We start from the raw sequence: 23831 nt of genomic DNA on the forward strand, positions 1-23831 counted from the left end.
CGGCTCTCCCCGGAAACGGCGCCTGCGGGCGCCGTTTCTTTTTGCCGCCTCCGGAAGCGCAGTCGCGAGCCGGGGTCTTGTGGGAGGGGTCTTCTGACCCCGACAGCGGCCTGTATCGGGAGCCGGCGCGGTTTCCGACGCCGCATTACGAGCAGAGGTGACTTCCACGGACAGCGATCCCGCGCTGCAGGAGGCGCCGCCGGGGCACTGCGGGTATCATCTGCCGCCTGTCTCTGCCCCACCGGAAGCCGCCATGAGCGCTCTGCCACAGGCCCACGAAGCCACCGCTGTTCCGCCACCCGGAAGTACCGACCGCCCGGCCCTGATCGCTGAACTGGCCCGCGTGCTGCCGGAGGACTGTCTGATCACCGACCTCGGCCGTCTGCGCGCCTATGAATGCGACGGCCTGATGCTGATGCGCGAGATGCCATTGGCGGTCGCGCTGCCGACCACCGAAGCGCAGGTGATCGCGGTGCTGCGCACCTGTCATCGTCTGGGCGTGCCGGTGGTGCCGCGCGGCGCCGGTACCGGCCTGTCGGGCGGAGCGACGCCGCACAAGCAGGGTGTGGTGCTGTCGACGGCGCGGCTGAACCGCATCGTGTCGGTCGACCGCCTCGCCCAGCAGGCCGTCGTGCAGCCGGGCGTGCGCAATCTCGCGGTGTCGGAGGCGGCGGCGCCCTACGGTCTCTACTACGCGCCCGACCCGTCGTCGCAGATCGCCTGCAGCATCGGCGGCAATGTGGCCGAGAACTCGGGCGGCGTGCATTGCCTGAAGTACGGACTGACCGTGCACAACGTGCTGCGTGTGCGCATGGTGACGATGGCGGGCGAAGTGATGGAAATCGGCAGCGCCGCGCCGGACAGCCCCGGTTACGACCTGCTGGCGGTCACCATCGGTTCGGAAGGTCTGCTCGGCGTCGTCACCGAAGTGACCGTGAAACTGGTACCCAAGCCGCGCGTCGCGCGCTGCGTGCTGGCTGCCTTCGACGACATCCGCCGCGCCGGTCAGGCGGTGGCCGACATCATCGCCGCCGGCATCATCCCGGCCGGGCTGGAAATGATGGACCAGGCCACCGCCGCCGCGGTCGAGCAGTTCGTGCACGCCGGTTACCCGCTGGACGCGGCGGCCATCCTGCTGTGCGAGTCCGACGGCACCGAGGAGGAGGTGCAGGACGAGATCGCCCGCGTCCGTGCGCTGCTCGACACCGCGGGCGCGACCGAAATCCGCATCTCCAGCGACGAAGCGGAACGGCTGCGCTTCTGGGCCGGCCGCAAGGCGGCCTTCCCGGCGGCCGGGCGCATCTCGCCCGACTACTACTGCATGGATGGCACCATTCCGCGCAAGCGGCTGGCCGAAATGCTGGAGGCGATGGAGGTCATGGCGCAGAAGTACGGCCTGGGCCTGCTCAACGTGTTCCATGCCGGCGACGGCAACCTGCACCCGCTCATCCTGTTCGATTCGAACGACCCGGATTCGGTGCACCGCGCCGAAGCCTTCGGCGTCGAAATCCTGGAACTGTCGGTGGCGCTGGGCGGCACCATCACCGGCGAGCACGGCGTGGGGCTGGAGAAGATCAACCAGATGTGCAGCCAGTTCGCTTCCGACGAACTCGACATGTTCCACCGCGTGAAGGCCGCCTTCGACCCGGCCGGCCTGATGAATCCGGGCAAGGCGGTGCCGACGCTGCACCGCTGCGCCGAAATGGGCCGCATGCACGTGCATCACGGCGAGCTGCCGCATCCCGAACTGCCGCGTTTCTGACCATGACCCACACTCTTCATGCAGTGCTGCGCGAGCAGGTGCTGGAGGCCGCCGCGCACGGTCGCGCGCTGCGCCCGCATGGCAGCGGCTCCAAGGACTTCCTCGCCCGCTCGCTCGACGGCGTGCCGCTGGACATGCGCGGTGCCCAGGGCGTCATCGCCTACGAACCGTCCGAGCTCTACATCACCGCGCACGCCGGCACGCGGCTGTCGGCCATCGAAAGCCTGCTGGCCGAACACGGCCAGATGCTGGCGTTCGAGGCGCCGCACTTCGGTGCCCACGCCACGCTGGGCGGCGCCGTCGCCAGCGGACTGTCCGGGCCGCGCCGCATCAGTGCCGGCAGCCTGCGCGACTTCGTGCTCGGCGTGACTCTGATGGACGGCCAGGGCCGCGTGCTGCGCTTCGGCGGTCAGGTGATGAAGAACGTCGCCGGCTTCGACGTATCGCGCCTGATCGCTGGCAGCTTCGGCACGCTGGGCTTGGTGCTCGAAGTGACGCTGAAGGTGCTGCCGCGGCCGCAGGCGGAACAGACCCGCGTGTTCGCGCTCGACGAGGCGCAGGCGCTGACCCGCATGCGCGAGTGGGGCGCCCAGCCACTGCCGGTGTCAGCCACGGCCTGGCTGGATGGCCGGCTGGCGGTGCGACTGTCCGGCGCGCAGACCGCGCTCGACGCGGCCGTGCGCAACATCGGCGGCGACCTGCTCGATGCGGCCGAGGCTGCTGCGCTGTGGCAGTCGATGCGCGAACAGACGCACGATTTCTTCGCCGGCGACACACCACTGTGGCGTCTGTCGCTGCCGCCGATGACGCCGGTGCTGCCGCTCGACGGCGCCCGCCTGATCGAGTGGAACGGCATGCAGCGCTGGCTGCGCAGCGATGTCGACGCCGACGCGCTGCGTCATGCGGTGAACGCCGTCGGCGGTCACGCGACGCTGTTCCGCGGCGGCCGGGCCGTCGATCGGGAACGCGGCGTGTTCGAGCCGCTGGCGCCTGAAGTGATGGCGGTGCATCGCCGCCTGAAGCAGGCTTTCGACCCGTCCGGCGTGTTCAGCCCCGGACGCCTGTACGCTGAACTGTGAGCGCCGACTGATGCAGACCGGACTGGCCGATTTCATCCGCAACACCCCCGAAGGCGACGCCGCCGACACCCTGCTGCGCAAGTGCGTGCACTGCGGTTTCTGCAACGCCACCTGTCCCACCTACCAGCTGCTGGGCGACGAGCTCGACGGTCCGCGTGGTCGCATCTATCTGATGAAGCAGATGCTCGAAGGCGAGGTGCCTGCCGACACCGTGCTGCCTCACCTCGACCGCTGCCTCACCTGCCGCAACTGCGAATCGACCTGTCCGTCCGGGGTGCGCTACAGCGAACTGGTCGATATCGGTCGCGCGGTGGCCGAGCGGCGTGCGAAGCGCCCGCTCGCGCAGCGCGCGAAGCGCTGGCTGCTGCGCGAAGGTTTGTCGCGCCCGGCGGTGTTCAACACCGCGCTGGCGCTCGGTCGGCTCGCCAAGCCGCTGCTGCCGGCGCCGCTCGCCGCCAAGGTGGCCGACGCGCGCAGCGCCGGCGCCTGGCCGCCGGTGCGCCATCAGCGCCGCATGCTGGTGCTGGCTGGCTGCGTGCAGCCCGCGCTGATGCCGGACGTGAACGCCGCGGCAGCGCGCGTGCTCGATCTGCTCGGCATTTCGCTGGTCGAGATCGCGCGCGCCGGCTGCTGCGGCGCGCTGCGTTTCCACCTCAACGACCAGGACGGCGGCCGCCAGGACATGCGTGCGCTGATCGATGCCTGGTGGCCGGCGATCGAGCGCGGCGACGTCGAAGCCATCGTGATGACGGCCTCCGGCTGCGGCAGCACGGTGCGCGAGTACGGCCATCTGCTGGCCGATGACCCGCTGTACGCCGAGCGCGCGGCGAAGGTGGCGGCGATGACCCGCGACCTGTCGGAAATCTTGGCCGCGGAGCGCGTACAGATCGAAGGGCTGTTCGCCGCCGGTGGCACCGGGCGTCGTCCTCTTGCCTACCACCCGCCCTGTTCGCTGCAGCACGGCCAGCAGGTGCGCGGACACGCCGAAGCGCTGCTGCGCGCCGCCGGCTACGACCTGAAGCCGGTCGCCGACAGTCATCTGTGCTGCGGTTCGGCCGGCAGCTATTCGCTGCTGCAGCCGGCGCTCGCGACGACCTTGCGCGACAACAAGCTGCGCTCGTTGCAGGCCGAACAGCCGGCCGGCATCGCCAGTGCCAACGTCGGCTGCATTGCCCACCTGCAGACCGGTACTGCCACGCCGGTAAGGCACTGGATCGAGTGGCTCGATCAGGCGCTCAACTTAGGCGCCTGAAGCGGCAACCGGCCCGGGTCCGCTTGCCGCGGATCCGTTGCATTTTCTTGCTCAAGTACTGCCGGCAGCGGCCGTTAATGCTCGCAGCCCGCAATACAGTTCCGAGTGAGCCCGCCATGCAGCATGCAGCCGTACCCGCACCCGAAGTCATCGATGCAGTACTCGAATCGTCCGCCGTCCTTCTTCCCCCCAAGCCCCGACTGCTGCAGGAAATCGAGAACCTGATGCGCAACCCGGATTTCGAGGTTGCCTTCCTGGCCGACAGCATTTCGCGCGATCCGGGGGTGCTTGCTGCGCTGTTCAAGGTATGTCGCTCGCCCGCCTACCGGCGCGGACGGGCGCCCGCCAATGCGGAACAGGTGCTGATGCTGGTCGGCCTGAACCAGACCATCAATCTGGTGCGCGGCATTTCGATCCGACAGGCGGCAGGCGGTCCGGGACCGCAGATGGAACGCTTCTGGCAGCGCTGCGAAACGATAGCCAGCCTGGCCTCGCAGATCGCCGGCGAACGCGTCGCGGTCTGCAACGTGTTTCCCGATCAGGCCTATCTGGCCGCCATGTTCCACGACTGCGGCGTTCCTCTGCTGATGCAGCGCTTCGCCGACTACTGGAGCACGCTGAATCTGGATGAGGAGTCCTACTGGGTCGATACCGGTCTGGAGAACGTCCGCTACCGGCTCGATCATGCGACCGTGGGCTACTGGGTCGCCCGCAACTGGGGTTTGCCGGAATTGATCGTTCAGGCCATCCGCTATCACCACGAAATGCCGGAAGACGATACCTATGGCCTGCGCAGCACGATAGGCATCGTCGCGCTGGCGACGCACGTCTATCTGCTCAACAAGGGCTTGCCTGACCCCATCTGGAGCATGCGTTCGGGCGAAGTGCTCGAAGAACTGGGCATACACGCGAGCGCGCTCGACGAGTACATCGACGAGATCAACGAACAGCACGTGAGCTTCTCGGTGTGAAGAATCGTGAAATTGCACCTGTGCTTGCAGACATGAACAGCTGCTTACACGAGCGTGTGCTGTTGAGAAGCTAGAATCGGCTACAGGTATCCGGAAAGCTTCATGGCGCTCAAACTAGACAGCTGCGTCGCGCAGCACATCGGCGATCGCAAGGAACAGCAGGATCGCGCAGCGGTGTTTCCGCATTCCCGCCACAAGGGAATGCTGATGGCTGTGCTCGCCGACGGCATGGGCGGCCACAGCGGTGGCGCGATGGCGGCCGAGCAGGTCGTACATAAGGCGCGCGAGAATTTCGAGAGCTTCGCTCCGGCGATCGAGTCGCCGCACGATCTGCTGCGCAGCGTGGTCGAGGAATCGCACGTCGTCATCAAGCTCACCCGCTTCACTTCCGAGCAGGATCCGCATTCCACCGCCTGCGTGCTGCTGATGAACGGTGGCCGCGCCGACTGGGCGCATTGCGGCGATTCGCGCATCTACCATTTCCGCGACGACAAGCTGGTCAGTTGCAGCAAGGACCATTCGCTGGTCGGCGAACTGATGCGTCAGGGGCGCCTCGACGAAGAGGGCGCCAAGACGCACCCGCAGCGCAACCTGCTTCTGCACTGCCTCGGCGCGCAGAAGGAACCGGTGATCGATTTCGGCGGCACCGACACGCTGTCCGATGGCGACACCTTCGTCATCTGTTCCGACGGTCTGTGGGCGTATTTTTCCGACGAGGAAATGGGCGGCGTGCTGTCGGTGTATTCGGCGCGCGAGGCGGCCGAGGTGTTCATCAAGCGCGCCCGCGAACGCGGTCGCCCGACCGGCGACAACGTGTCGCTCATCATCATCAAGCTGGTGGACGTCGAAGCCCGCCAGAAGGCCGAAAAAGAGCGTCTCGACGCCGCTCGTCGCAAGCTCGGCAAACTCCCCGCCTGACCCGCCGCGGCATCTCGCCGCGCGTCCCTTTGCTGCATCCCCTGTTGATCGTCATCGCACGAGGCTCTGCATGTGCTGCGCCGCAGCACATGGCCTTGCCCTTTGTCAAGAACATTGCGCGGCTATAGCGTGTTGCGGCGCAACGTGCATCTTTTGTGGCACAAAGTGCTGCGCCGTGAAGCCCGACACGCTAGACTGCGCGCTCCGGAAGGCAGGAGAAGACGCACCGGCAGGTGCGCCGAGCGGGCTGTCATGCGCCTGTCGCCGTACCGGTCATGTGCGGCCAGGGGCCGTTTTCGAACAGGGGAGGGTACGATCCTTACAACGCCGCCTTCGTGGATTTGATGGCCTTGTGGTGCCCGAAGCCTTGCCCGTGATCCCCGGCACCTCTGGGCCATCGACAGAACCGCTGCCGAAGGGCGTGTCCGCCGCCAGCATGCGCTGAGGGCGCCAACTGCACAAGGCCGCGACGGGCAGCGTCTTCAGTGTTCGGCGCAGGCCGACGGTTCCGCCACTGCTTCCGCTCCCTGATACGCCCATCGCGCAGCAACTGACCAAATTCCAACAAACCGACCGAGGACCTACCCATGAGTTCTGGCGCATCGAACGACAACGCCGCGGCCAGCGCGGCAGCCCCCACGCCGCAGCGCATCGGCGTCCCCCGAGAGATCTTCCCGGGCGAAAAGCGCGTGGCCACCGTGCCAGACGTGGTGACCAAACTGGCCAAGCTGGGTTTTGGCGTCGTCGTGGAGACCGGCGCGGGTGATCTGGCCGACCTGTCCGATGACGCCTACCGCGAAGCGGGCGCCAGCATCGCCGGCTCTGCGACCGAGCTGTGGAGCAGCGCCGACATCGTGTTCAAGGTGCGTCCGCCGACCGCCGACGAGGTGGCGCTGATGCACGAAGGGCAGACCCTGATCGGCTTCGTCTGGCCGGCGCAGAACCCGGAGTTGATGCAGCAGCTGGCGGCGAAAAAGGTCACCGTGCTGGCCATCGACGCGCTGCCGCGCACGCTCAGTCGCGCGCAGAAGATGGACGCGCTGACCTCCATGGCCGGCGTCAGTGGCTACCGCGCGGTGGTCGAGGCGGCCAACGCCTTCGGGCGCTTCTTCAATGGCCAGATCACCGCCGCGGGCAAGGTGCCGCCGGCCAAGGTGTTCATTGCCGGTGCCGGTGTGGCCGGCCTGGCCGCGATTGGTGCGGCGGCCAGCCTGGGCGCCATCGTGCGCGCCAACGACACCCGCGCCGAGGTGGCCGACCAGGTCGTCTCGCTTGGTGGCGAGTTCGTCAAGGTCGATTACGAGGAAGAGGGCTCGGGCGGTGGCGGCTACGCCAAGGTCATGAGCGAAGGCTTCCAGGCCGCGCAGCGCGAAATGTACGCGCAGCAGGCCAAGGAGTGCGACATCATCATCACGACCGCGCTGATCCCCGGCAAACCCGCGCCGCGCCTGATCACGGCCGAGATGGTCAAGAGCATGAAGCCCGGCAGCGTGATCGTCGACATGGCGGCGGAGCAGGGCGGCAACTGCGAACTGACCGAGCCGGGCAAGGCCGTCGTCAAGCACGGCGTGACCATTGTCGGCTTCACCGACCTGGCCTCACGCATGGCACGCCAGTCGTCCACGCTTTATGGCACCAACCTGTTCCGCCTGACCGAAGAGCTGTGCAAGACCAAGGACGGTGTCATCAACGTCAACATGGACGACGATGCCATCCGTGGCCTGACCGTGATCAAGGACGGCGAGATCACCTGGCCGGCACCGCCCATCGCCGCCGCTCCGAAGCCCGCGCCCAAGCCGGCTGCGGCAGCGGTTGAAAAGAAGAGCGGTCATGGGCATGGCCCCGGCGGCCCGATGCCCGCCAAGACGCTGGCCATCATCTTCGCCGTGGGGGCTCTGGTGTTCGGGGCCATCGGTTCGTTCGCGCCGGCCGCGTTCCTGGGCCACTTCACGGTGTTCGTGCTGGCCTGCTTCATCGGCTACATGGTCGTCTGGAACGTCACGCCCGCGCTGCACACGCCGCTGATGAGCGTGACCAACGCCATCTCCAGCATCATCGTCATCGGTGCGCTGATCCAGATCGCGCCGCCCGATGCCGGTGCGAACGGTCGACCGGACCAGCTCATCCTCTGGCTCGCCTTCGCCGGCATCGTGCTGACCGCGATCAACATGTTCGGCGGCTTTGCCGTGACGCGCCGCATGCTGGCGATGTTCCAGAAGTAAGGACCCCGGGGACGGACCTTCGGCTCCGTCCCCGACCGATCAAGACAAGAAAGAGACGAGACACCCATGTCCCAAAGCCTTGCCACGGTGGCCTACCTCGGAGCCGCCATCCTGTTCATCCTCAGTCTTGGCGGCCTGTCCAACCCCGAATCATCGCGCCGCGGCAATCTGTACGGCATGGTCGGCATGGCGCTGGCCGTGCTCGCCACGGTCTTCGGGCCGCGCGTTTCACCCGCCGGCATTCCCTGGATCGTCGGCGCGCTGGTGGTGGGCGGCAGCATCGGCCTGTACGCCGCAAAAACGGTCAAGATGACCCAGATGCCCGAGCTGGTCGCGCTGATGCACAGCCTGGTCGGTCTGGCCGCTTGCCTGGTCGGCTTCGCCAGCTATGTCGACACGTCACTGCAACTCGAAGGTGTCGAGAAAGCCATCCATGAAGTCGAAATCTACGTGGGCATCCTCATCGGTGCGGTCACCTTCTCAGGTTCGCTGATTGCCTTCGGCAAGCTCAACGGAAAGATCGGCGGCAAGCCCCTGCTGCTGCCTGCGCGCCACTGGCTCAACCTGATCGCGCTGCTGGTGGTGATCGGGTTCGGCCGGGTTTTCCTGAACGCGCACGACGTGCAGAGCGGCATGACGCCGCTGATCGTGATGACGGTGATCGCGTTGCTGTTCGGCGTGCACATGGTCATGGCCATCGGCGGCGCCGACATGCCGGTGGTCGTGTCCATGCTCAACAGCTACTCCGGCTGGGCGGCAGCCGCCACCGGCTTCATGCTCAGCAACGACCTGCTGATCGTCACCGGTGCGCTGGTCGGCTCATCGGGCGCCATCCTGTCCTACATCATGTGCAACGCGATGAACCGCAACTTCATCAGCGTGATCGCCGGTGGCTTCGGCAGTGGCGCAGGCAAGCCGGCCGCCAAGGCCGACGGCGCTGCCGCCGAGCCTCAGGGCGAGGTGACGCCCGTCAGCGCCACCGAGACCGCCGAGATGCTGCGCGAGGCCAAGAACGTGATCATCGTTCCCGGCTACGGCATGGCCGTCGCGCAGGCCCAGCACACGGTGTTCGAGATCACCCGCACCCTGCGCGAGAAGGGCGTGAACGTGCGCTTCGGCATCCACCCCGTGGCCGGCCGCATGCCAGGCCATATGAACGTGCTGCTGGCCGAAGCCAAGGTGCCCTACGACATCGTCTTCGAGATGGACGAACTCAACGAGGACTTCCCGGACACCGACGTGGCCATGGTCATTGGCGCCAACGACATCGTCAACCCGGCCGCGCAGGACGATCCGACCAGTCCGATCGCCGGCATGCCGGTGCTCGAAGTCTGGAAGGCCCGCACCAGCATCGTCATGAAGCGCTCCATGGCCAGCGGCTACGCGGGCGTGGACAACCCGCTGTTCTACAAGGACAACAACCGCATGCTGTTCGGCGACGCCAAGAAGATGCTCGACGAGATCCTGGTGGCGCTCAAGAGTTGATCGGACACGGTGTCGGGCCGGAAGGCCCGGCCCGACGTGCCAAGGCGGGCCCTGTGGCCCGCCTTTTTTATTTGTAGCGCAGCGTGACGCCCCGCTGCGGCCTGAGGCCCTGCGTCCGTTTCGGGTCAGGGGAACACACAATCGCCGGCCCCATGGTGGTGGGCATACGATGTACGGCTGCCGTCAGCCCGGACGGTTGCCTCGACAACGCCAATGGAGATGAAAATGCGGAGGTAATCGGGGTCGCAGCTAAGTTTCCATGTTCGCCACGCCGGGCATGCAGAACTACGGTCTGATGATCATCGGCATCGTGCTCGGCGGTGCGCTGGCCTGGTGGTCGGGCAAGGTGGTCAAGATGGCCGACATGCAGCAGATGGTCGCCATCTGAGTTCGCGCGCGGCGAAATCCACGGCACGGTGCGCGTCGCGCTCGCCACGCTGCGTGCGCTGATCGGTGCGGTGTCCTTCTCCGGTTCCTGCGTCGCCTTCGCCAAGCTGCAGGGTCTGATGAACGAGGCCCGTCGCCTTTCTGCCTTCATCCTGCCGCCATCGCCTGAAGCCGACGCCGACAAGAGCCAGTCAGCCTGAGTTTCCGGGCTGATGGTTCTGCGCGCTGCTGCGGAGTACTCTTGGGATGCGGCAGAAGCTGATCACGAACCCCTCATCAAGGAGGCGCCATGCAAGACCCGATACTCGAACTCATCGTCAAGTTCGCCGAATCCGAGAATCAGCTTGAAACGGCGGTCACGCTCGTGGTCGACGGCTTCCTCATCTCCGGTTTCGTCATCAGCCGGGCGCAGTACATGCAGCACCACGTCCTGACGTCGTCGATCGAACAGGGCATCAAGGATGCGCTGGCGGCGGGCTCGCCGACCGACGACGGAGCGCGCGCCTTCATCCATCTGCGTGACGCGATGTATTTCACCCCTGGGCAGGACCCGGTGCCGGCCAATGAGTCGGTCGTCTGTCGCATCGGCCTCGACCGCGTGTCGGCTTTCCACCTGGGCTTCCTCGAAAGCGTCTGAGTCCTGCGCGGTCCGGGCTGACGGACCGCCTGTGGCGATGCACAATCGCGGTCTGCATTCATCGGGCCGCGCACGTGACCGCACGTCAATACCGCTACTACGACTGGGTCATGGTCGCCTTCGTGACCGTGCTCGTCTGTTCCAATCTGATCGGCCCGGCCAAGATCGCGCAGGTCGACGCGCCACTGCTCGGCACGCTCACCTTCGGTGCCGGCGTGCTGTTCTTTCCGATCAGCTATGTGTTCGGCGACATCCTGACCGAGGTCTATGGCTACGCGCGTTCGCGTCGCGTCATCTGGACCGGCTTTGCCGCGCTCGCCTTCGCCTCGACGATGGCAGCGGTAGTGGTGGCGCTGCCGCCAGCGCCGTTCTGGCATAACCAGCAGGCGTACGAAGTCGCCTTCGGCTCGGCCTGGCGCGTATCCATCGCGTCGCTGATCGCCTTCTGCTGCGGCGAGTTCGTCAATTCCTTCGTGCTGGCCAAGATGAAGCTGTGGATGGCCGGGCGCCGGCTGTGGATGCGCACGATAGGGTCGACGCTGTTCGGCGAAGGCGTCGATTCGCTGCTGTTCTACCCGCTCGCCTTCTGGGGCACCGGCATCATTCCGGACGAACAGCTGCCCGCGGTCATGCTGGCGCAGTTCGTCGCCAAGGTCGGGGTCGAAGTCGCCTTCACGCCGCTCACCTATCGCATCGTTGCCTGGCTGAAGCGGGCCGAGAACGAGGACTACTATGACCGCGATACCGACTTCAACCCCTTCTCGCTGCGCGCCTGAGGCAATCGTGCGCACACGCATCCGCATCGTCGGCATGCGTTGCAGGAAATGCGTGGCGGGCCTCGAAGCCACGCTCGCCGCGTTGCCCGGGGTCGGGCGCGTGATCGTGCATTTCGAACACGGCGACGCGGAGATCGAGCACGACGCGGCGCTCCCGCGTGAGCGGCTGCTGGAGACGGTCGAGGCGGCCGGTTACGACGCGGTCTGATCCGCGCTCAACGGCCTTTGCCGAAGCACAGGTACTTGATGTCCAGGTATTCCTCGATGCCGTAGCGGGAACCTTCTCGACCGAAGCCGGACTGCTTGATGCCGCCGAACGGCGCCACCTCGTTCGACAGCCGGCCGGTGTTGATGCCCACCATGCCGCACTCCAGTGCTTCGGCAACGCGCCAGGCGCGGTCGATGTCGCGCGTGAAGAAATAGCCGGCGAGACCGGATTCGGTGTCGTTGGCGAGCGCGATCGCCTCGTCCTCGCTGTCGAAGCGGAACACCGGCGCCAGCGGCCCGAAGGTTTCCTCGTGCGCCAGCACCATGTCGGGCCGGGCGCCGACCAGCACCGACGGTTCGAAGAAGTTGCCGCCGAGCGCGTGACGGCGTCCGCCGCACAGTGCGGTGGCGCCGCGCGCGATGGCGTCGGCCACCTGTTCCTCGACCCGGCTGACCGCGGCCGCGTTAATCAGCGGGCCCTGCTGAACGCCGTCCTCCATGCCATCGCCGACCTTCAGCTGCGCCGTCCGCGCCGCCAGTTGGGCGGCGAACGCGTCGTGTATGCCCGACTGCACGATGAAGCGGTTCACGCAGACGCAGGTCTGGCCGCTGTTGCGGTACTTGGCGGCGATGGCCGCGTCGACCGCGAGTTCGAGGTCGGCGTCGTCGAACACGATGAAGGGCGCATTGCCGCCCAGTTCGAGCGACAGTCTCTTCAGCGTCGGCGCGCACTGCGTCATCAGCAGACGCCCGACGGCGGTCGATCCGGTGAAGGACAGTTTGCGCACCCGCGGATGCGCACACAGCTCGCCGCCGATGTCGGTCGGCTCGCCGGTGAGCACATTGAGCACGCCGGGCGGGATGCCGGCGCGCAGCGCCAGATCGGCCAGCGCCAGCGCAGTCAGCGGCGTCGCCTCGGCAGGCTTGAGCACCACGGTGCAGCCGGCAGCCAACGCCGGCGCTGCCTTGCGCGTGATCATCGCGAGCGGGAAGTTCCACGGCGTGATCGCTGCGCAGACGCCGACCGGCTGCTTGATCACCAGCAGACGCTGGCCGGGATCCGGCGACGGGATGGTTTCACCGTAAGTGCGTTTCGCCTCCTCGGCGAACCACTCGACGAAGGAGGCGCCGTAGCGCACTTCGCCGCGCGCCTCGTGCAGCGGCTTGCCGCCCTCGGCGGTGATCAGCCGCGCCAGATCGTCCGCGTGCTGGTTGATCAGCGCGAACCACGCACGCAGCCGGTGTGCGCGCTCGTGTGCGCCGAGCGCGCGCCAGGCCGGCAGGGCGCCGTGGGCGGCGTCGATGGCGCGCCGTGTTTCCGCGACACCGCAGCGCGGCACGGTCGCAAGCAGCGTGCCGCTGGCCGGATTGCGTACTTCGATCGCGCCTTCGTCGTCGGCGTGCGTCCAGACGCCAGCGATCAGGCAGTGGGTGTGCAGCAGCGTTGAATCGTTCAGCAGCATGGCAGCGGGGCGGAGCTTGCGCAGGGAAGTTCCTCGATTGTCCCAGCGAACGACGGTTGCGTACGCGGACCGGGATGAATTCCTACACGCGGCCCGGTCTCCGCCGACACGATGCGGCGCCCGCGCTCCGTACAGTGGCTGCACGACGCGGCAACGCGGCCGCTGTCGAATCGCTTCTGGAGGAGATCGCCGATGAACAGCATGACGACCGAACTCGAACAGCCGACGCTCCGCCCCGCTGCCGACAGCGACGATGTGCAGGCGCTGTGGGGCTGCGAATGCGCGCTGCCCTTCCTCATCCCGTCCTTGCAACTGCCTGCAGCCGCCTGTCCGCTGCAGCGCTGACCACGGTCATGTGCGCGTCGAGGCGTCGCGGCCGGCCGCTGCTCGCGGCGCTGGCGATCTGCGTGGCCGGATGCGCGGCGTCGCTGCCGTCCGCGCGCACGCTGCAGACGAAGGCGGAAGGCCCGGCTCCGGCTGCACGCCAGGTGGTTGCGAAGATGGACGTGACCGGGCCGCGCGGACGGCTCGACCACGATCAGCGCGCGCGACTGGTCGAGCGCATCGGCCGCGAGGGCGCCGGTTCGCCGCTGAAGCGCCAGCTCGCCGCGATGGCCGAGTTCGGTGACGTCGACCTGTACGCGGGCAACGCCGCCCGTCTGCTGATCGACGGGCCGGCCACCTTCGATGCGATGTTCGGCGCGATCGCGCGCGCGCGCAGCTCCATCCTGCTTGAAAGCTACATCATCGATGACGCGAAGATCGCGCAGGATCTCGCCGCGCTGCTGGTGCGCAAGCGTGCCGAGGGCGTGTCGGTCGCGCTGATCCATGACGCGGTCGGCTCCATCGGCACAAGTGGCGACTATTTCGAAGTGCTGCGCGCGGCCGGCGTCGCCGTCTGCGAATTCAATCCGCTGTCGCCGCTGCGCAAGCGCCGCTATCAGGACATCACTCACCGCGATCACCGCAAGATTCTGGTGGTCGATCGGGAGATCGCCTATACCGGCGGCATCAACGTCAGCGCGGTCTATTCCTCCGGTTCGTTCGGCAGGAAGTCGCGCGCACCGGAGCAGAACGGCTGGCGCGATACGCAGATCGAACTGCGCGGCCCGGCCGCCGCGGCGCTCGACGAGCTGGTACGCGACACCTGGCGCAACCAGCGCTGCGAGCCGGCACTTCCTCCGCCCGTCGAGCAGGCGGCCGGCAAGGCCGCAGGCCCGCACGCGGTGCGCATCGTGCCGTCGTCGCCGGACGACGGACAGAACCGCATCTACACGCTGCTGCTCACCGCGATCGACGCCGCCAGCCGCAGCGTGCATCTGACCATGGCCTATTTCGCGCCTGGCCAGGACATGGTCGACGCGCTGGCCGACGCTGCACGGCGCGGTGTCGACGTGCAGCTGGTACTGCCGTCGGTCAGCGACTTCTCGCCGGTGCTGCATGCCGGCCGCAGCTATTACCAGGAACTGCTCGACGCCGGCGTGCGCATTCATGAACTGCAGGACGCGGTGCTGCACTCGAAGACGGCGGTCATCGACGGCGTGGTGTCCACGGTCGGTTCCAGCAATATGGACTGGCGCAGTTTCGTCGCCAACAACGAGGTCAATGCGGTGGTGTTCGGCGAGGACTTTGGCGATGCGATGACGCGCATGTTCGAGCGTGACGTCGCTGCGTCGCAGACGATCGACGCGCAGACCTGGCGCAGACGACCGCTGTGGCCGCGTCTGCAGGAGCGCGCAGCGCGGCTGTTCGAACGCTGGTGGTAGGCCGGCGCTGTCCTACACGGCGGACGGCGCTTGTCCGACGGGCGGGCCGATGCGTCCCCCCTAGACTGCAGTCATCGACTTGACGGATGCATGACTTCTGCCCGATTCCGGGCGCCGTCGAGATCGGTTCCGTTCATTGCGCAGCGGTCGCGACCGGCGACCAGCGTTCATCACAAGGGAGTCCATCATGCGTTCCAATCTCATGCTCGCCACCGCCTTCTCCGCCCTGGCTGCCCTGACCGTGCTGCCGGGCTGCGCCGTCACGCGCGACCAGTCCTCGGTCGGTGAATACATCGACGACGCGACCGTCACCGCGTCGGTGAAGGCCAAGTTCGTTGACTCCAAGGCGGTCGACGCGGCGGCCATCAGCGTCGAAACGCTGAACGGCGAGGTGATGCTGTCCGGCTTCGCCAAGGACGCCACCGAAAAGGCCGAGGCCGAGCGCATCGCCAAGAGCGTCAAGGGCGCCAAGTCGGTCAAGAACGCGATCCAGATCCGCGCCAAGCAGAGCTGATGCGTGAGCGGGAACGCGGCGAGCCGGAGAGGCAGATGAGCGCGCGTTCCACCGCGGCAGGCCTGGCCTGCCGTCTCTTCCTTGCCACCTGCTGTCTGCTGGCCACGCTGTTCGCATGGAGCGAATGGCGTGGCTGGTTCTTTCTGGCGGAGCCGGCCGAGCGCTGGCTGACGGCTGCAGTCGCCCGCACGGTGGACCTCGGCGGGCGCGACACCTTCGCGCTCCGACTTCTCGGTGGCATCGACCTTCGCGTCGACCGTCTGCGCATCGGCGGTCCGGAATGGGCGCCGCGGCCGGCGCTGATGGATGCCCGTGAAGCCCGTCTGAAGCTGCGCTACACGGACGTGTTCCGCATGTTGAGGGGTGCGCCGCTGCGCATCGAGAGCCTGGTCGCCGAAGGGCTGGACCTCCACCTCGCCCGCGGCGATGACGGCCGCGCCAACTGGCAGTTCGAGCGAACGAGCAATGAACCGGCCCGACCACTGCTGGATTGGGTGCAGCCGGCACACGTCGAAGTGACGCAGGGGCGTCTCGTGGTCGACGATGCGTCGCTCACGCTGGCACTGACGGCGAACTTTTCGATGCGCGATGGCAGCGAGCGGGCCGGCGACGCGCGGGACGAACGTGGCATCCGGGCGATCATCGACGGCCGTTATCGGCAGTCGCCGCTGACGGCGACCCTGAGCACCGGATCCACGCTGCCCTGGTTGTCCGGCGAAGACGATGTACCGGCCGTGCCGATCACGCTGGCGCTGAAGCTTGGTCGTGCCGCACTGTCGTTCGACGGTCGGGTGCAGGATCTGCTGACGCAGCGCGGACTGGACGGGCGCTACACGTTGAGCGGCCCGTCGCTCGCGGCGCTGGGCGACGCCCTCGCGATGACCTTGCCATCGACCCCCGCGTTCTCGCTGCAGGGCAGACTGCAGCGCAAGCCCGATGCCTGGCAGACGGCGATCGATACCGCAAGAATCGGCCGCAGCCGGCTGGCGGGCCAGTTCCGCTATGAGACGGGGCGCGACGGGCTGCCCTGGTTGGGCGGAACGCTGAATGGCAGCGTACTCTGGCTGGCCGATCTCGGTCCGGCTGTGGGCGTACCCGAGGGCGAGCAGTCCTCTGCGCGGCGCAACGGACGCGTCTTGCCGGACCGCCACTTCGATCTGCCGTCCTTGCGCGCCATGAATGCCGACATCCGCATCGACATAGAGCGCTTCGAATCGGGCAGCGACTCGCTGCAGGCGATTGCACCGTTGCGCGGCAGCCTGCGCCTTACCGATGGCGTGCTCGACATCCGCGACATCGAAGCGCGGCTCGCGCACGGCTGGCTCACCGGTCGCATCGGTCTCGACGGTCGTGCCGACATTGCGCAGTGGGACGTGCAGTTGCGCGGCGGCGGGCTGCGGCTGGAGGAGTGGATACGACAGCCGCGCGCCGACGGTGCGCCGCCCTACGTCGCTGGACGGGTCGGTGGCCGTATCGAACTGCGCGGTCAGGGGCGGTCAAGCGCCGAACTGCTGGCGTCGTCCGACGGTCATGCGGCGCTGGTATGGACGCAGGGCCGTGTGTCGCACCTGGCGGTGGAAGCGGCCGGCATCGACGTCGCGCAGGCGCTGGGCGTCATGCTCAGCGGTGACGCCGCACTCCCGGTGACCTGCGGCATCGCCGATCTGCAGGTGCGCAAGGGCCGCGTGACGGTCGCGGGCGCGCGCGTCGACACGGCGGATTCGACGCTCGGCGTCGACGGTTCGCTGTCGCTGGTCGACGAAAGGCTGGACCTGGTGGCGCGCGCTGCGCCGAAGGACGTATCGCCGCTCAGCCTGCGCACGCCGGTGCGGATCACCGGCCGTTTCGCCCAGCCTGAGGTGTCGCTCGAAAAAGGTCCTCTGCTGGCCCGGCTGCTGCCGGCGGCGGCGCTGGCACTGGTGAATCCGCTGGCCGCGCTGCTGCCGCTGATCGATCCAGGCGACGATGGTGCAAAGTCTGCCTTGGCCCGCTGCAGCACGCCGTCCCGGCGGTAGGGCGCCGGCAGCGGGCGTCAGCCGAACAGGCCCAGCCCCATCAGCAAGGGCAACGACAGCCAGAACAGCAGCGTGCTCCAGCCGATCAGCAGCGCCGACGCCGCGGCGTCGATCTTGAAGCGCTCGGCCAGCAGCAGCGAGGTCATGAAGGTGGGCGTCGCGCACTCGACCAGCGATGCGCGCTGTGCCTCGTTCGGCGTATCGGACACCAGCAGCACCAGCCCCCAGATCAGCAGCGGCGCGACCAGCAGCTTGACGCCGGAGGCGACCAGGATTTCGGTGCGCGGCACCAGCCGGCGCCACGGAATGGTCATGCCCAGCACGAAAATGATGACCGGAATCGCCGCCTGGCCGATGAAGCGCGCCGCCTGTACCAGCGGCGGGTAGGCCAGCCCGGTGTATTGCGCGCCGAGGCCGAGCACGAAGGCCCAGATCGGCGGCATCATCAGCACGGTGCGCAGCACGTCCGGCCGTTCGCCTTCGGCGTGCGAACCGAGACGGGTGGCGATCCACACGCCCAGTGTCCACACGAAGGGCATGGTCATGAACATGTCGTTGAAGATGGCGTAGCGCATCGCGCCGTTGCCGAAGAAGAACTCCAGCACCGGCGCGCCGACGTTGAAGGTGTTGCCGAACATTCCGCCGAGCATGATGGCGGCGCGCGTGGTGTCGTGCAGCTTCGCCCCGAGTCGCGTCTTCCACAGCAGCAGATAGAGCAGGGCGCCGTTGGCCAGCGTGCCGAGACCGACCAGGAAGGGTACGGTCAGCAGCTCCAGGCTGATCGGCGTGCTGGCCGCCACCGCGAACAGAATGGCCGGGTAGAACACGTAGAGCACTAGCCGGTTCAGCTGCGCACGCAGCACGTCGGCGTCGCGTCCTTCTCCCATGCGCGCCGCCCACCAGCCGCCGGCCGCCACCAGCAGCGAAAGCGGCAGCATCACCTGCACCATCAGGCCGACCAGCGCATTCATCCGTGCGACTCCGTCAGGTTGCGACCGCCGGTCTCGCGGATGAAGCAGGCGGCGACGAAGCCACCCAGCGCGGCGACAGCGAGCACCCGTATGCCCATGGTCACCGCTTCGTGCGTCGCTTCGGCGATCGAAGGCGAATACAGCTCGATCACCCAGCCGACCAGCGGCTGCAGCAGTGCCGCACCGAGAAAGCAGCCGACATTGACCAGGCTGGTCGCCATGCCGGACAGCGCCGGCGGATTCACTTCCTTCGCACAGGCCCAGGTCAGCGAGAAGGCGGCGGCGGAAACACCGATCAGCGCACACGTGGCGTAGGTCGCCAGCGGCGGCAGCGCGCCGTCGGCGAGCACGAAGGGCAGCCAGCCGGCGACGTAGAGCGCGGCATAGCTCAGCATGACCGGCTTGCGCCGGCGCAGGTGATCGGACAGCCGGCCGATGCCCAGGCAGCTGCAGGCGAAGATGACCAGCAGCAGCGTGGTGTGCTGCGCGGCGACCGCGCGTTCCATGCCGTGCGCCGCCATCAGGTAGGGCACGCCCCACAGACCGGCGAAGGAAAACAGGCTGCCGGCGATGCCTGCATTGACGAACAGACCGGGCCAGCTGGCGCGGTTGCGCGCGACCTGTGCCAGACCGGCCTTCCAGTCGCCGACTGGCAGCGGCGCGTGCGCCGGCTTGCCGTCCAGTTCGCGCATGGTGGGCAGGCCGGCATCTTCCGGCCGGTCGCGCACGCGCAGCCAGGTCACCAGTGCCAGCAGCATCGACAGCAGGCCGAGTGCGACGAATACCGTGCGCCAGGACACCATCGTCACCACCCAGGCCAGCGGCAAGGCTGCGCTGGCGGCGCCCAGATTGCCGATGAACATGGTGACGCCATTCAGCGTAGCGAAGCGGCTTTCCGGAAACCAGGCGGCGTTGATCTTGAGCAGAGCGATGAAGGGGAAGGACACGCCGAGGCCGACCAGCGTGCGCCCGATCACTGCCACCCACAGCGTGTCGGCCAGCGCGAAGGTGATCGAGCCGATGCCGGCGATCACGCCGCCGAGCGCGACGATGCGCCGCGGGCCCAGCGTGTCGGCGAGTACCCCGGTCGGGATCTGCATCACCATGTAGATCCAGAAGTAGCTGGATGCCAGCGCACCGAGCGAGGCCGGGCCGACGTTGAAGTCGCGCGCCAGTTCGCCGGCGATGGCTGCCGGCGCGGTGCGGTGGAAGAACACCAGCACGTAGGCGCCGGCGAGCAGGAAGAAAGCTGTCCAGCGCAGGCGGATCAGCAGGCGGGTGTGTTCGGCGGAGAGCATCGGGGCGATTCTACGTTGTGGCCAAAAAAACGACGGCGCCGCAGCGCCGTCGTCGTCATAACACCCTGATCTGTACCGTTGCGATCAGTTGTACAGATAGTTGGGCAGCCACATGCCGATGCCCGGGAACAGATAGAGCAGGATCAGCGCGATCACCTGTATGCCCATGAAGGGCAGCATCCCGGCGAAGATCTGGTTCAGCGTCACGTGCGGCGGCGCCACCCCCTTCAGATAGAAGGCCGACATCGCCACCGGCGGCGACAGGAAGGCCGTCTGCAGGTTGATCGCCACCAGCAGGCCGAAGAACAGCGGATCGATGTTGAAGTGCGCCAGCAGCGGGATGAAGATCGGCATGAAGATGACGATGATTTCCGTCCACTCCAGCGGCCAGCCCAGCACGAAGATGATGAACTGCGCCAGGATCATGAACTGAATCGGCGTCAGGTCCAGGTCCAGTACGAACTTCTCCACCAGTTCCTGTCCGCCCAGCAGCGCGAACGCGGCCGAGAAGATGGCGCTGCCGACGAACAGCCAGCACACCATGGCCGAGGTCTTGGCGGTCAGGAACACCGACTCCTTCACCACGCCGAAGTTGAGCTGACCGTAGGCTGCCGCCAGCAAGGCGCCACCGAAGGCGCCGATCGCCGCCGCCTCGGTCGGCGTCGCCAGGCCGAACACGATGGTGCCGAGCACCGCCAGGATCAGGATGGCCAGCGGGAAGAAGGACGACAGCAGCATCTTGAAGATTTCCAGCCGCTCGAAGCTCAGCATCGCGTAGTAGGCGAGCATCAGCACCGCGCACACGGCAACCGCGATCCAGAAGCCGCGCGGTGCCGACTTCGCCTCGGCCACTTCTGCCGGTGCCGCTGCGGCCCCGGCGGCAGCAGGCTCGGCCAGCGACGGCGCTGCAGGCTCGGCGACGGTCGGCTCGGCGACGGTCGGCTCGGCGCCCGGCGGTTCCGCCAGGTCTCCGCCGGTCGACGGCGGTTCTGCAAGGCCGTCGGCTGCAGGCGGTTCCTGCAGCCCGCCTTCGTCAGCCGGTGGTTCGGCCAGATCGCCACCCGAGGAATAGTCGCTGTCGAAGGACTGCAGGCTGTCGGGCAGCACGTCGGCCACCGCATCGGCCTTCGTGAGGTTGCCGTGGATCGCCGTCAGCGCTACCGCGACCGCGATCAGCGGCAGCAGCGTCACGAACAGCTGGCGCATGATCGTGCCGGTGGCCACACCGGCGTTGCGCGGGCCCTTGAGCGCAGCCAGCAGCGCCGGCAGCGCGCGCTGGCCGTACTGCTTCGCCACCCCGGCCGTCGACGGCGGCAGTTCGACGTGCCGTTCGTCGTCCGGCAGCGGCGGCGCCATGTCCGGGCGCAGCTTGGCGACCAGGATCACGTACAGCATGTAGAGGCCGGCCAGCATCAGGCCCGGGAAGAAGGCGCCTGCATACAGCTTCACCACCGATACGCCGGCGGTCGCGCCATAGACGATGAGCATGACCGAGGGCGGGATCAGGATGCCCAGGCAGCCGCCGGCAGTGATCACGCCGGCCGACAGGCGCACGTCGTAGCCGGCGCGCAGCATGGCGGGCAGCGCGAGCAGACCCATCAGCGTCACCACCGCGCCGACGATGCCGGTGGCGGTGGCGAAGATGGCGCAGGTGACCAGCGTGGCGACCGCCAGCGAACCGGGCAGCCGGGCCATCGCCAGATGCAGGCTCTTGAACAGCTTCTCGATCAGGTTGGCGCGCTCGACCAGATAGCCCATGAACACGAACAGCGGGATCGATATCAGCACGTCGTTGGTCATGACCGAGAACGCGCGCTGCACCATCAGGTCCAGCGTCTGCTGGGTGGCGATGTCCGGGTTCTGCATCCGGTAGGCCAGCCAGGAGAACAGCACACCCATGCCCATCAGCGTGAAGGCGGTCGGGAAGCCGAGCATGATGGCCACCACCACCAGCGCCAGCATGAGCAGGCCGAGATGGCCGCCGGTCCACTCGGACGGCGCCGGCATCAGAATGGCCGTGGCGGCGATGATGATCGCCATCAGGCCGAAGCCGAAACGGAGTTCCTTTCTCATTTGGACGCTCCTTCGCTGCCTTCAGGCAGATCGGCATGCACCATGTGGCGCAGTTTTTCGACATCGACCTCCTCGACGTCGTGCGTGCGCGAGGGCCACTCGCCCTGCTGGATGCAGACGATGCAGCGCAGGATCTCGACCACGCCCTGCAGCATCAGCACCGCACCGGCCAGCGGGATGATGGCCTTGAACGGATAGATCGGCGGGCCATCGGAGGTGACCGACGAATGTTCGTTGATCGCCATCGATTCGCTGAAGAAGTCCCAGCCCGCCCAGCACAGCGCGAGCACGCCGGGGATGAAGAACACGAAATACAGAATGAGGTCCAGCGTGGCCTGCGTGCGCGGCCGGAAGAAGCCGTACAGCACGTCACCGCGCACGTGGCCGCCGGTGGCCAGCGTGTAGGCGCCGGCCATCATGAACAGCGTGCCGTAGAGCATGTAGGTCGCGTCGAATACCCAGGCGTGCGGCGAATTCAGCACGTAGCGCGAAAACACCTCCCAGGTGATGAGCAGCGTGAGCCCGACTATGGTCCACGCGAAGGCGTGGCCGACCAGTGTGTTGAACTGGTCTACGCGCAGGAGAAGTTTCTGCATGGCATCAAGCGGACACCTGTGGGTGCCCGTCCTTTTCTTTTGGAGTCAAAAAAGCCGGCGCCCCTTTTGGAGACGCCGGCTCGTTTGCAGCGTGTGGCCTCAGCCCTTCTTCGCGAAGAAGTGGTCGTAGGCCATCTTGAAGTTCACCGTCGTGTCGTTCTGCCACTTCGCGGTGCGACGGGCGAAGGCGCGCTGCGATTCCAGCACCTTCTTGAACATCGGGTTTTCGGCCGCCTTCTTCTCGGTCACCTTGTCCCAGGCGGCGAGCTGTGCCTTCAGGATGGCATCCGGCGTCTTGTAGAACTTGACGCCCTGCTTCTCCTGCATTTCCTGGTAGGCGGTGGAGTAGCGGTCGATGGCCTTCCACGACATTTCGGCCGAAGCGGCCGGCACCGCGTTGGCGATGATGGCGCGCAGGTCGGCAGGCAGTGCTTCGAGGCGCTTCTTGTTGAACAGGATTTCGAACTGTTCCGAGGCCTGGTGGAAGCTCTGCAGCATGCACACCTTGGACACGTCGGGGAAGCCGAGCACTTGGTCGGAGGCGGCGTTGTTGAACTCGGCTGCGTCGAGCAGGCCGCGGTCCATCGCCGGCACGATTTCACCGCCGGGCAGCGCATTGACCGACACACCCATGTCGGTGAACACGTCGATCGACAGGCCGACGGTACGGAACTTCAGGCCCTTCATGTCCTCGGCCTTGGTGACCGGCTTCTTGAACCAGCCCAGCGGCTGGGTCGGCATCGGGCCGTACATGTAGGACACGACGTCCATGTTCAGGCTCTTGTAGATCTCGTCCAGCAGCGCCTTGCCGCCGCCGAACTCGTGCCAGGCCAGCAGCATGTTGGCGTCCATGCCGAAGGCCGGACCGGAGCCCCATAGCGCCAGTGCGGAATTCTTGCCGTACCAGTAGGCGATAACGCCGTGACCGCCGTCGAGCGTGCCCTTGTTGACCGCGTCCAGCAGGTCGAAGGCCTTCACCACCGAACCGGCGGGCAGCACGTCGATCTTGAGGCGGCCGCCGGACATGTCATTGACCAGCTTGGCGTAGTCCTGCGCGAATTCGTGGAAGATGTCCTTCGCCGGCCAGGTCGACTGGAAGCGCAGGGTGACCGGGGATTGGGCGACGGAAATGCTGGGGAAGGCGATTGCCGCGGTACCGGCAGCGGTGCCTGCAGCCTTGGCCAGGAAGTTGCGGCGGGCCGACTGCGTCTTGTTCTGTTCAGACATGGTTGATGCTCCTCCTCGTGGTGGTGGGTGCTTCGTACTGTCCGTTGCAGGGGGTTGCCGGCAATGGACAAAAAACGACGCCGCGCGATGCTAACCCTGCCGGGAATCCGTCACAAGGCGCACTGCAGCGTGACGACGGAATGACCGTTTCACGCGCTCCGCGCGCGGCGGCGCCGCGGCGTGGGAGCGGCTGGCCGCGCTTACCCGGTGTC

At 67.1% G+C, this 23831-nt stretch carries 22 protein-coding genes; 16 read left to right on the forward strand and 6 right to left on the reverse strand.

Features of this window, described 5'->3' with window-relative positions:
- Positions 1-253: 253 nt before the first annotated feature.
- The 12 genes from WJU27_RS20645 (at position 254) to WJU27_RS20700 (ending at position 11697) form a co-directional block, all read left to right on the forward strand.
- Complete coding sequence (locus WJU27_RS20645; protein WP_341423278.1) at positions 254-1762, forward strand: FAD-linked oxidase C-terminal domain-containing protein; 1509 nt, start codon at positions 254-256, stop codon at positions 1760-1762.
- 2 nt (positions 1763-1764) lie between these two features.
- Positions 1765-2841 carry a glycolate oxidase subunit GlcE gene (gene glcE / locus WJU27_RS20650; protein WP_296807348.1) on the forward strand — a complete coding sequence of 359 codons (1077 nt, stop codon included), beginning with the start codon at positions 1765-1767 and terminating at the stop codon, positions 2839-2841.
- 10 nt (positions 2842-2851) lie between these two features.
- On the forward strand, positions 2852-4093 hold the full coding sequence (glcF, locus tag WJU27_RS20655) for a glycolate oxidase subunit GlcF (protein ID WP_341423279.1): 1242 nt from the start codon (positions 2852-2854) through the stop codon (positions 4091-4093).
- 116 nt (positions 4094-4209) lie between these two features.
- Positions 4210-5064 carry an HDOD domain-containing protein gene (locus WJU27_RS20660; RefSeq protein ID WP_341423280.1) on the forward strand — a complete coding sequence of 285 codons (855 nt, stop codon included), beginning with the start codon at positions 4210-4212 and terminating at the stop codon, positions 5062-5064.
- A 102-nt stretch (positions 5065-5166) separates the two neighbouring features.
- Positions 5167-5982 (forward strand): PP2C family protein-serine/threonine phosphatase, encoded by an 816-nt coding sequence (locus tag WJU27_RS20665; RefSeq protein ID WP_341423281.1) that lies wholly within the window; start codon positions 5167-5169, stop codon positions 5980-5982.
- A gap of 587 nt (positions 5983-6569) precedes the next feature.
- Positions 6570-8204: a Re/Si-specific NAD(P)(+) transhydrogenase subunit alpha gene (locus tag WJU27_RS20670; RefSeq protein WP_341423282.1), complete on the forward strand. Its 1635-nt coding sequence runs from the start codon at positions 6570-6572 to the stop codon at positions 8202-8204.
- 66 nt (positions 8205-8270) lie between these two features.
- Complete coding sequence (gene pntB, locus WJU27_RS20675) at positions 8271-9689, forward strand: Re/Si-specific NAD(P)(+) transhydrogenase subunit beta (RefSeq protein ID WP_020165639.1); 1419 nt, start codon at positions 8271-8273, stop codon at positions 9687-9689.
- A 259-nt stretch (positions 9690-9948) separates the two neighbouring features.
- Positions 9949-10077 carry a hypothetical protein gene (locus tag WJU27_RS20680; RefSeq protein ID WP_341423283.1) on the forward strand — a complete coding sequence of 43 codons (129 nt, stop codon included), beginning with the start codon at positions 9949-9951 and terminating at the stop codon, positions 10075-10077.
- A 28-nt stretch (positions 10078-10105) separates the two neighbouring features.
- Positions 10106-10276 (forward strand): hypothetical protein, encoded by a 171-nt coding sequence (locus WJU27_RS20685; RefSeq protein WP_341423284.1) that lies wholly within the window; start codon positions 10106-10108, stop codon positions 10274-10276.
- An 89-nt stretch (positions 10277-10365) separates the two neighbouring features.
- Positions 10366-10713 (forward strand): hypothetical protein, encoded by a 348-nt coding sequence (locus WJU27_RS20690; protein ID WP_020165637.1) that lies wholly within the window; start codon positions 10366-10368, stop codon positions 10711-10713.
- A gap of 74 nt (positions 10714-10787) precedes the next feature.
- A complete protein-coding gene (locus tag WJU27_RS20695; protein ID WP_341423285.1) occupies positions 10788-11489 on the forward strand; it encodes a queuosine precursor transporter in 702 nt (233 codons plus the stop codon).
- Between the two features lie 7 nt (positions 11490-11496).
- Entirely contained in the window at positions 11497-11697 is a 201-nt protein-coding gene (locus WJU27_RS20700) for a heavy-metal-associated domain-containing protein (RefSeq protein WP_341423286.1), read from the forward strand.
- A 7-nt stretch (positions 11698-11704) separates the two neighbouring features.
- Here the strand turns inward: WJU27_RS20700 and WJU27_RS20705 are convergent, their stop codons facing one another.
- Complete coding sequence (locus WJU27_RS20705) at positions 11705-13159, reverse strand: NAD-dependent succinate-semialdehyde dehydrogenase (protein ID WP_341423287.1); 1455 nt, start codon at positions 13157-13159, stop codon at positions 11705-11707.
- Between the two features lie 192 nt (positions 13160-13351).
- Between WJU27_RS20705 and WJU27_RS20710 the strand changes: the two genes are divergently transcribed.
- The 4 genes from WJU27_RS20710 (at position 13352) to WJU27_RS20725 (ending at position 17454) form a co-directional block, all read left to right on the forward strand.
- The gene (locus WJU27_RS20710; RefSeq protein WP_020165633.1) at positions 13352-13504 is read left to right on the forward strand and encodes a hypothetical protein; all 153 of its coding nucleotides are present in this window, start codon (positions 13352-13354) and stop codon (positions 13502-13504) included.
- Between the two features lie 8 nt (positions 13505-13512).
- Positions 13513-14925 carry a phospholipase D-like domain-containing protein gene (locus tag WJU27_RS20715; RefSeq protein WP_341423289.1) on the forward strand — a complete coding sequence of 471 codons (1413 nt, stop codon included), beginning with the start codon at positions 13513-13515 and terminating at the stop codon, positions 14923-14925.
- A 187-nt stretch (positions 14926-15112) separates the two neighbouring features.
- Positions 15113-15439, forward strand: coding sequence for a BON domain-containing protein (locus WJU27_RS20720; protein WP_341423290.1), 327 nt, complete (start codon positions 15113-15115; stop codon positions 15437-15439).
- A 35-nt stretch (positions 15440-15474) separates the two neighbouring features.
- Positions 15475-17454: an AsmA family protein gene (locus WJU27_RS20725; RefSeq protein ID WP_341423292.1), complete on the forward strand. Its 1980-nt coding sequence runs from the start codon at positions 15475-15477 to the stop codon at positions 17452-17454.
- Between the two features lie 17 nt (positions 17455-17471).
- On the opposite strand, the gene WJU27_RS20730 is transcribed toward WJU27_RS20725, so the two are convergent.
- The 5 genes from WJU27_RS20730 to WJU27_RS20750 form a co-directional block, all read right to left on the reverse strand.
- The gene (locus WJU27_RS20730; RefSeq protein ID WP_296807381.1) at positions 17472-18425 is read right to left on the reverse strand and encodes an AEC family transporter; all 954 of its coding nucleotides are present in this window, start codon (positions 18423-18425) and stop codon (positions 17472-17474) included.
- On the reverse strand, positions 18422-19723 hold the full coding sequence (locus tag WJU27_RS20735; RefSeq protein ID WP_341423293.1) for an MFS transporter: 1302 nt from the start codon (positions 19721-19723) through the stop codon (positions 18422-18424). Before WJU27_RS20735 ends, WJU27_RS20730 begins: the two co-directional genes overlap by 4 nt.
- Positions 19724-19807: 84 nt before the next feature.
- A complete protein-coding gene (locus tag WJU27_RS20740) occupies positions 19808-21796 on the reverse strand; it encodes a TRAP transporter large permease (RefSeq protein WP_341423294.1) in 1989 nt (662 codons plus the stop codon).
- Positions 21793-22392: a TRAP transporter small permease subunit gene (locus WJU27_RS20745; protein WP_020165626.1), complete on the reverse strand. Its 600-nt coding sequence runs from the start codon at positions 22390-22392 to the stop codon at positions 21793-21795. The genes WJU27_RS20740 and WJU27_RS20745 overlap by 4 nt, the downstream gene beginning before the upstream one ends.
- Positions 22393-22491: 99 nt before the next feature.
- Complete coding sequence (locus WJU27_RS20750; protein ID WP_020165625.1) at positions 22492-23619, reverse strand: TRAP transporter substrate-binding protein; 1128 nt, start codon at positions 23617-23619, stop codon at positions 22492-22494.
- Positions 23620-23831 lie beyond the last annotated feature (212 nt).

Source organism: Methyloversatilis sp. NSM2, assembly GCF_038066675.1.
GTDB lineage: Bacteria > Pseudomonadota > Gammaproteobacteria > Burkholderiales > Rhodocyclaceae > Methyloversatilis > Methyloversatilis discipulorum_A.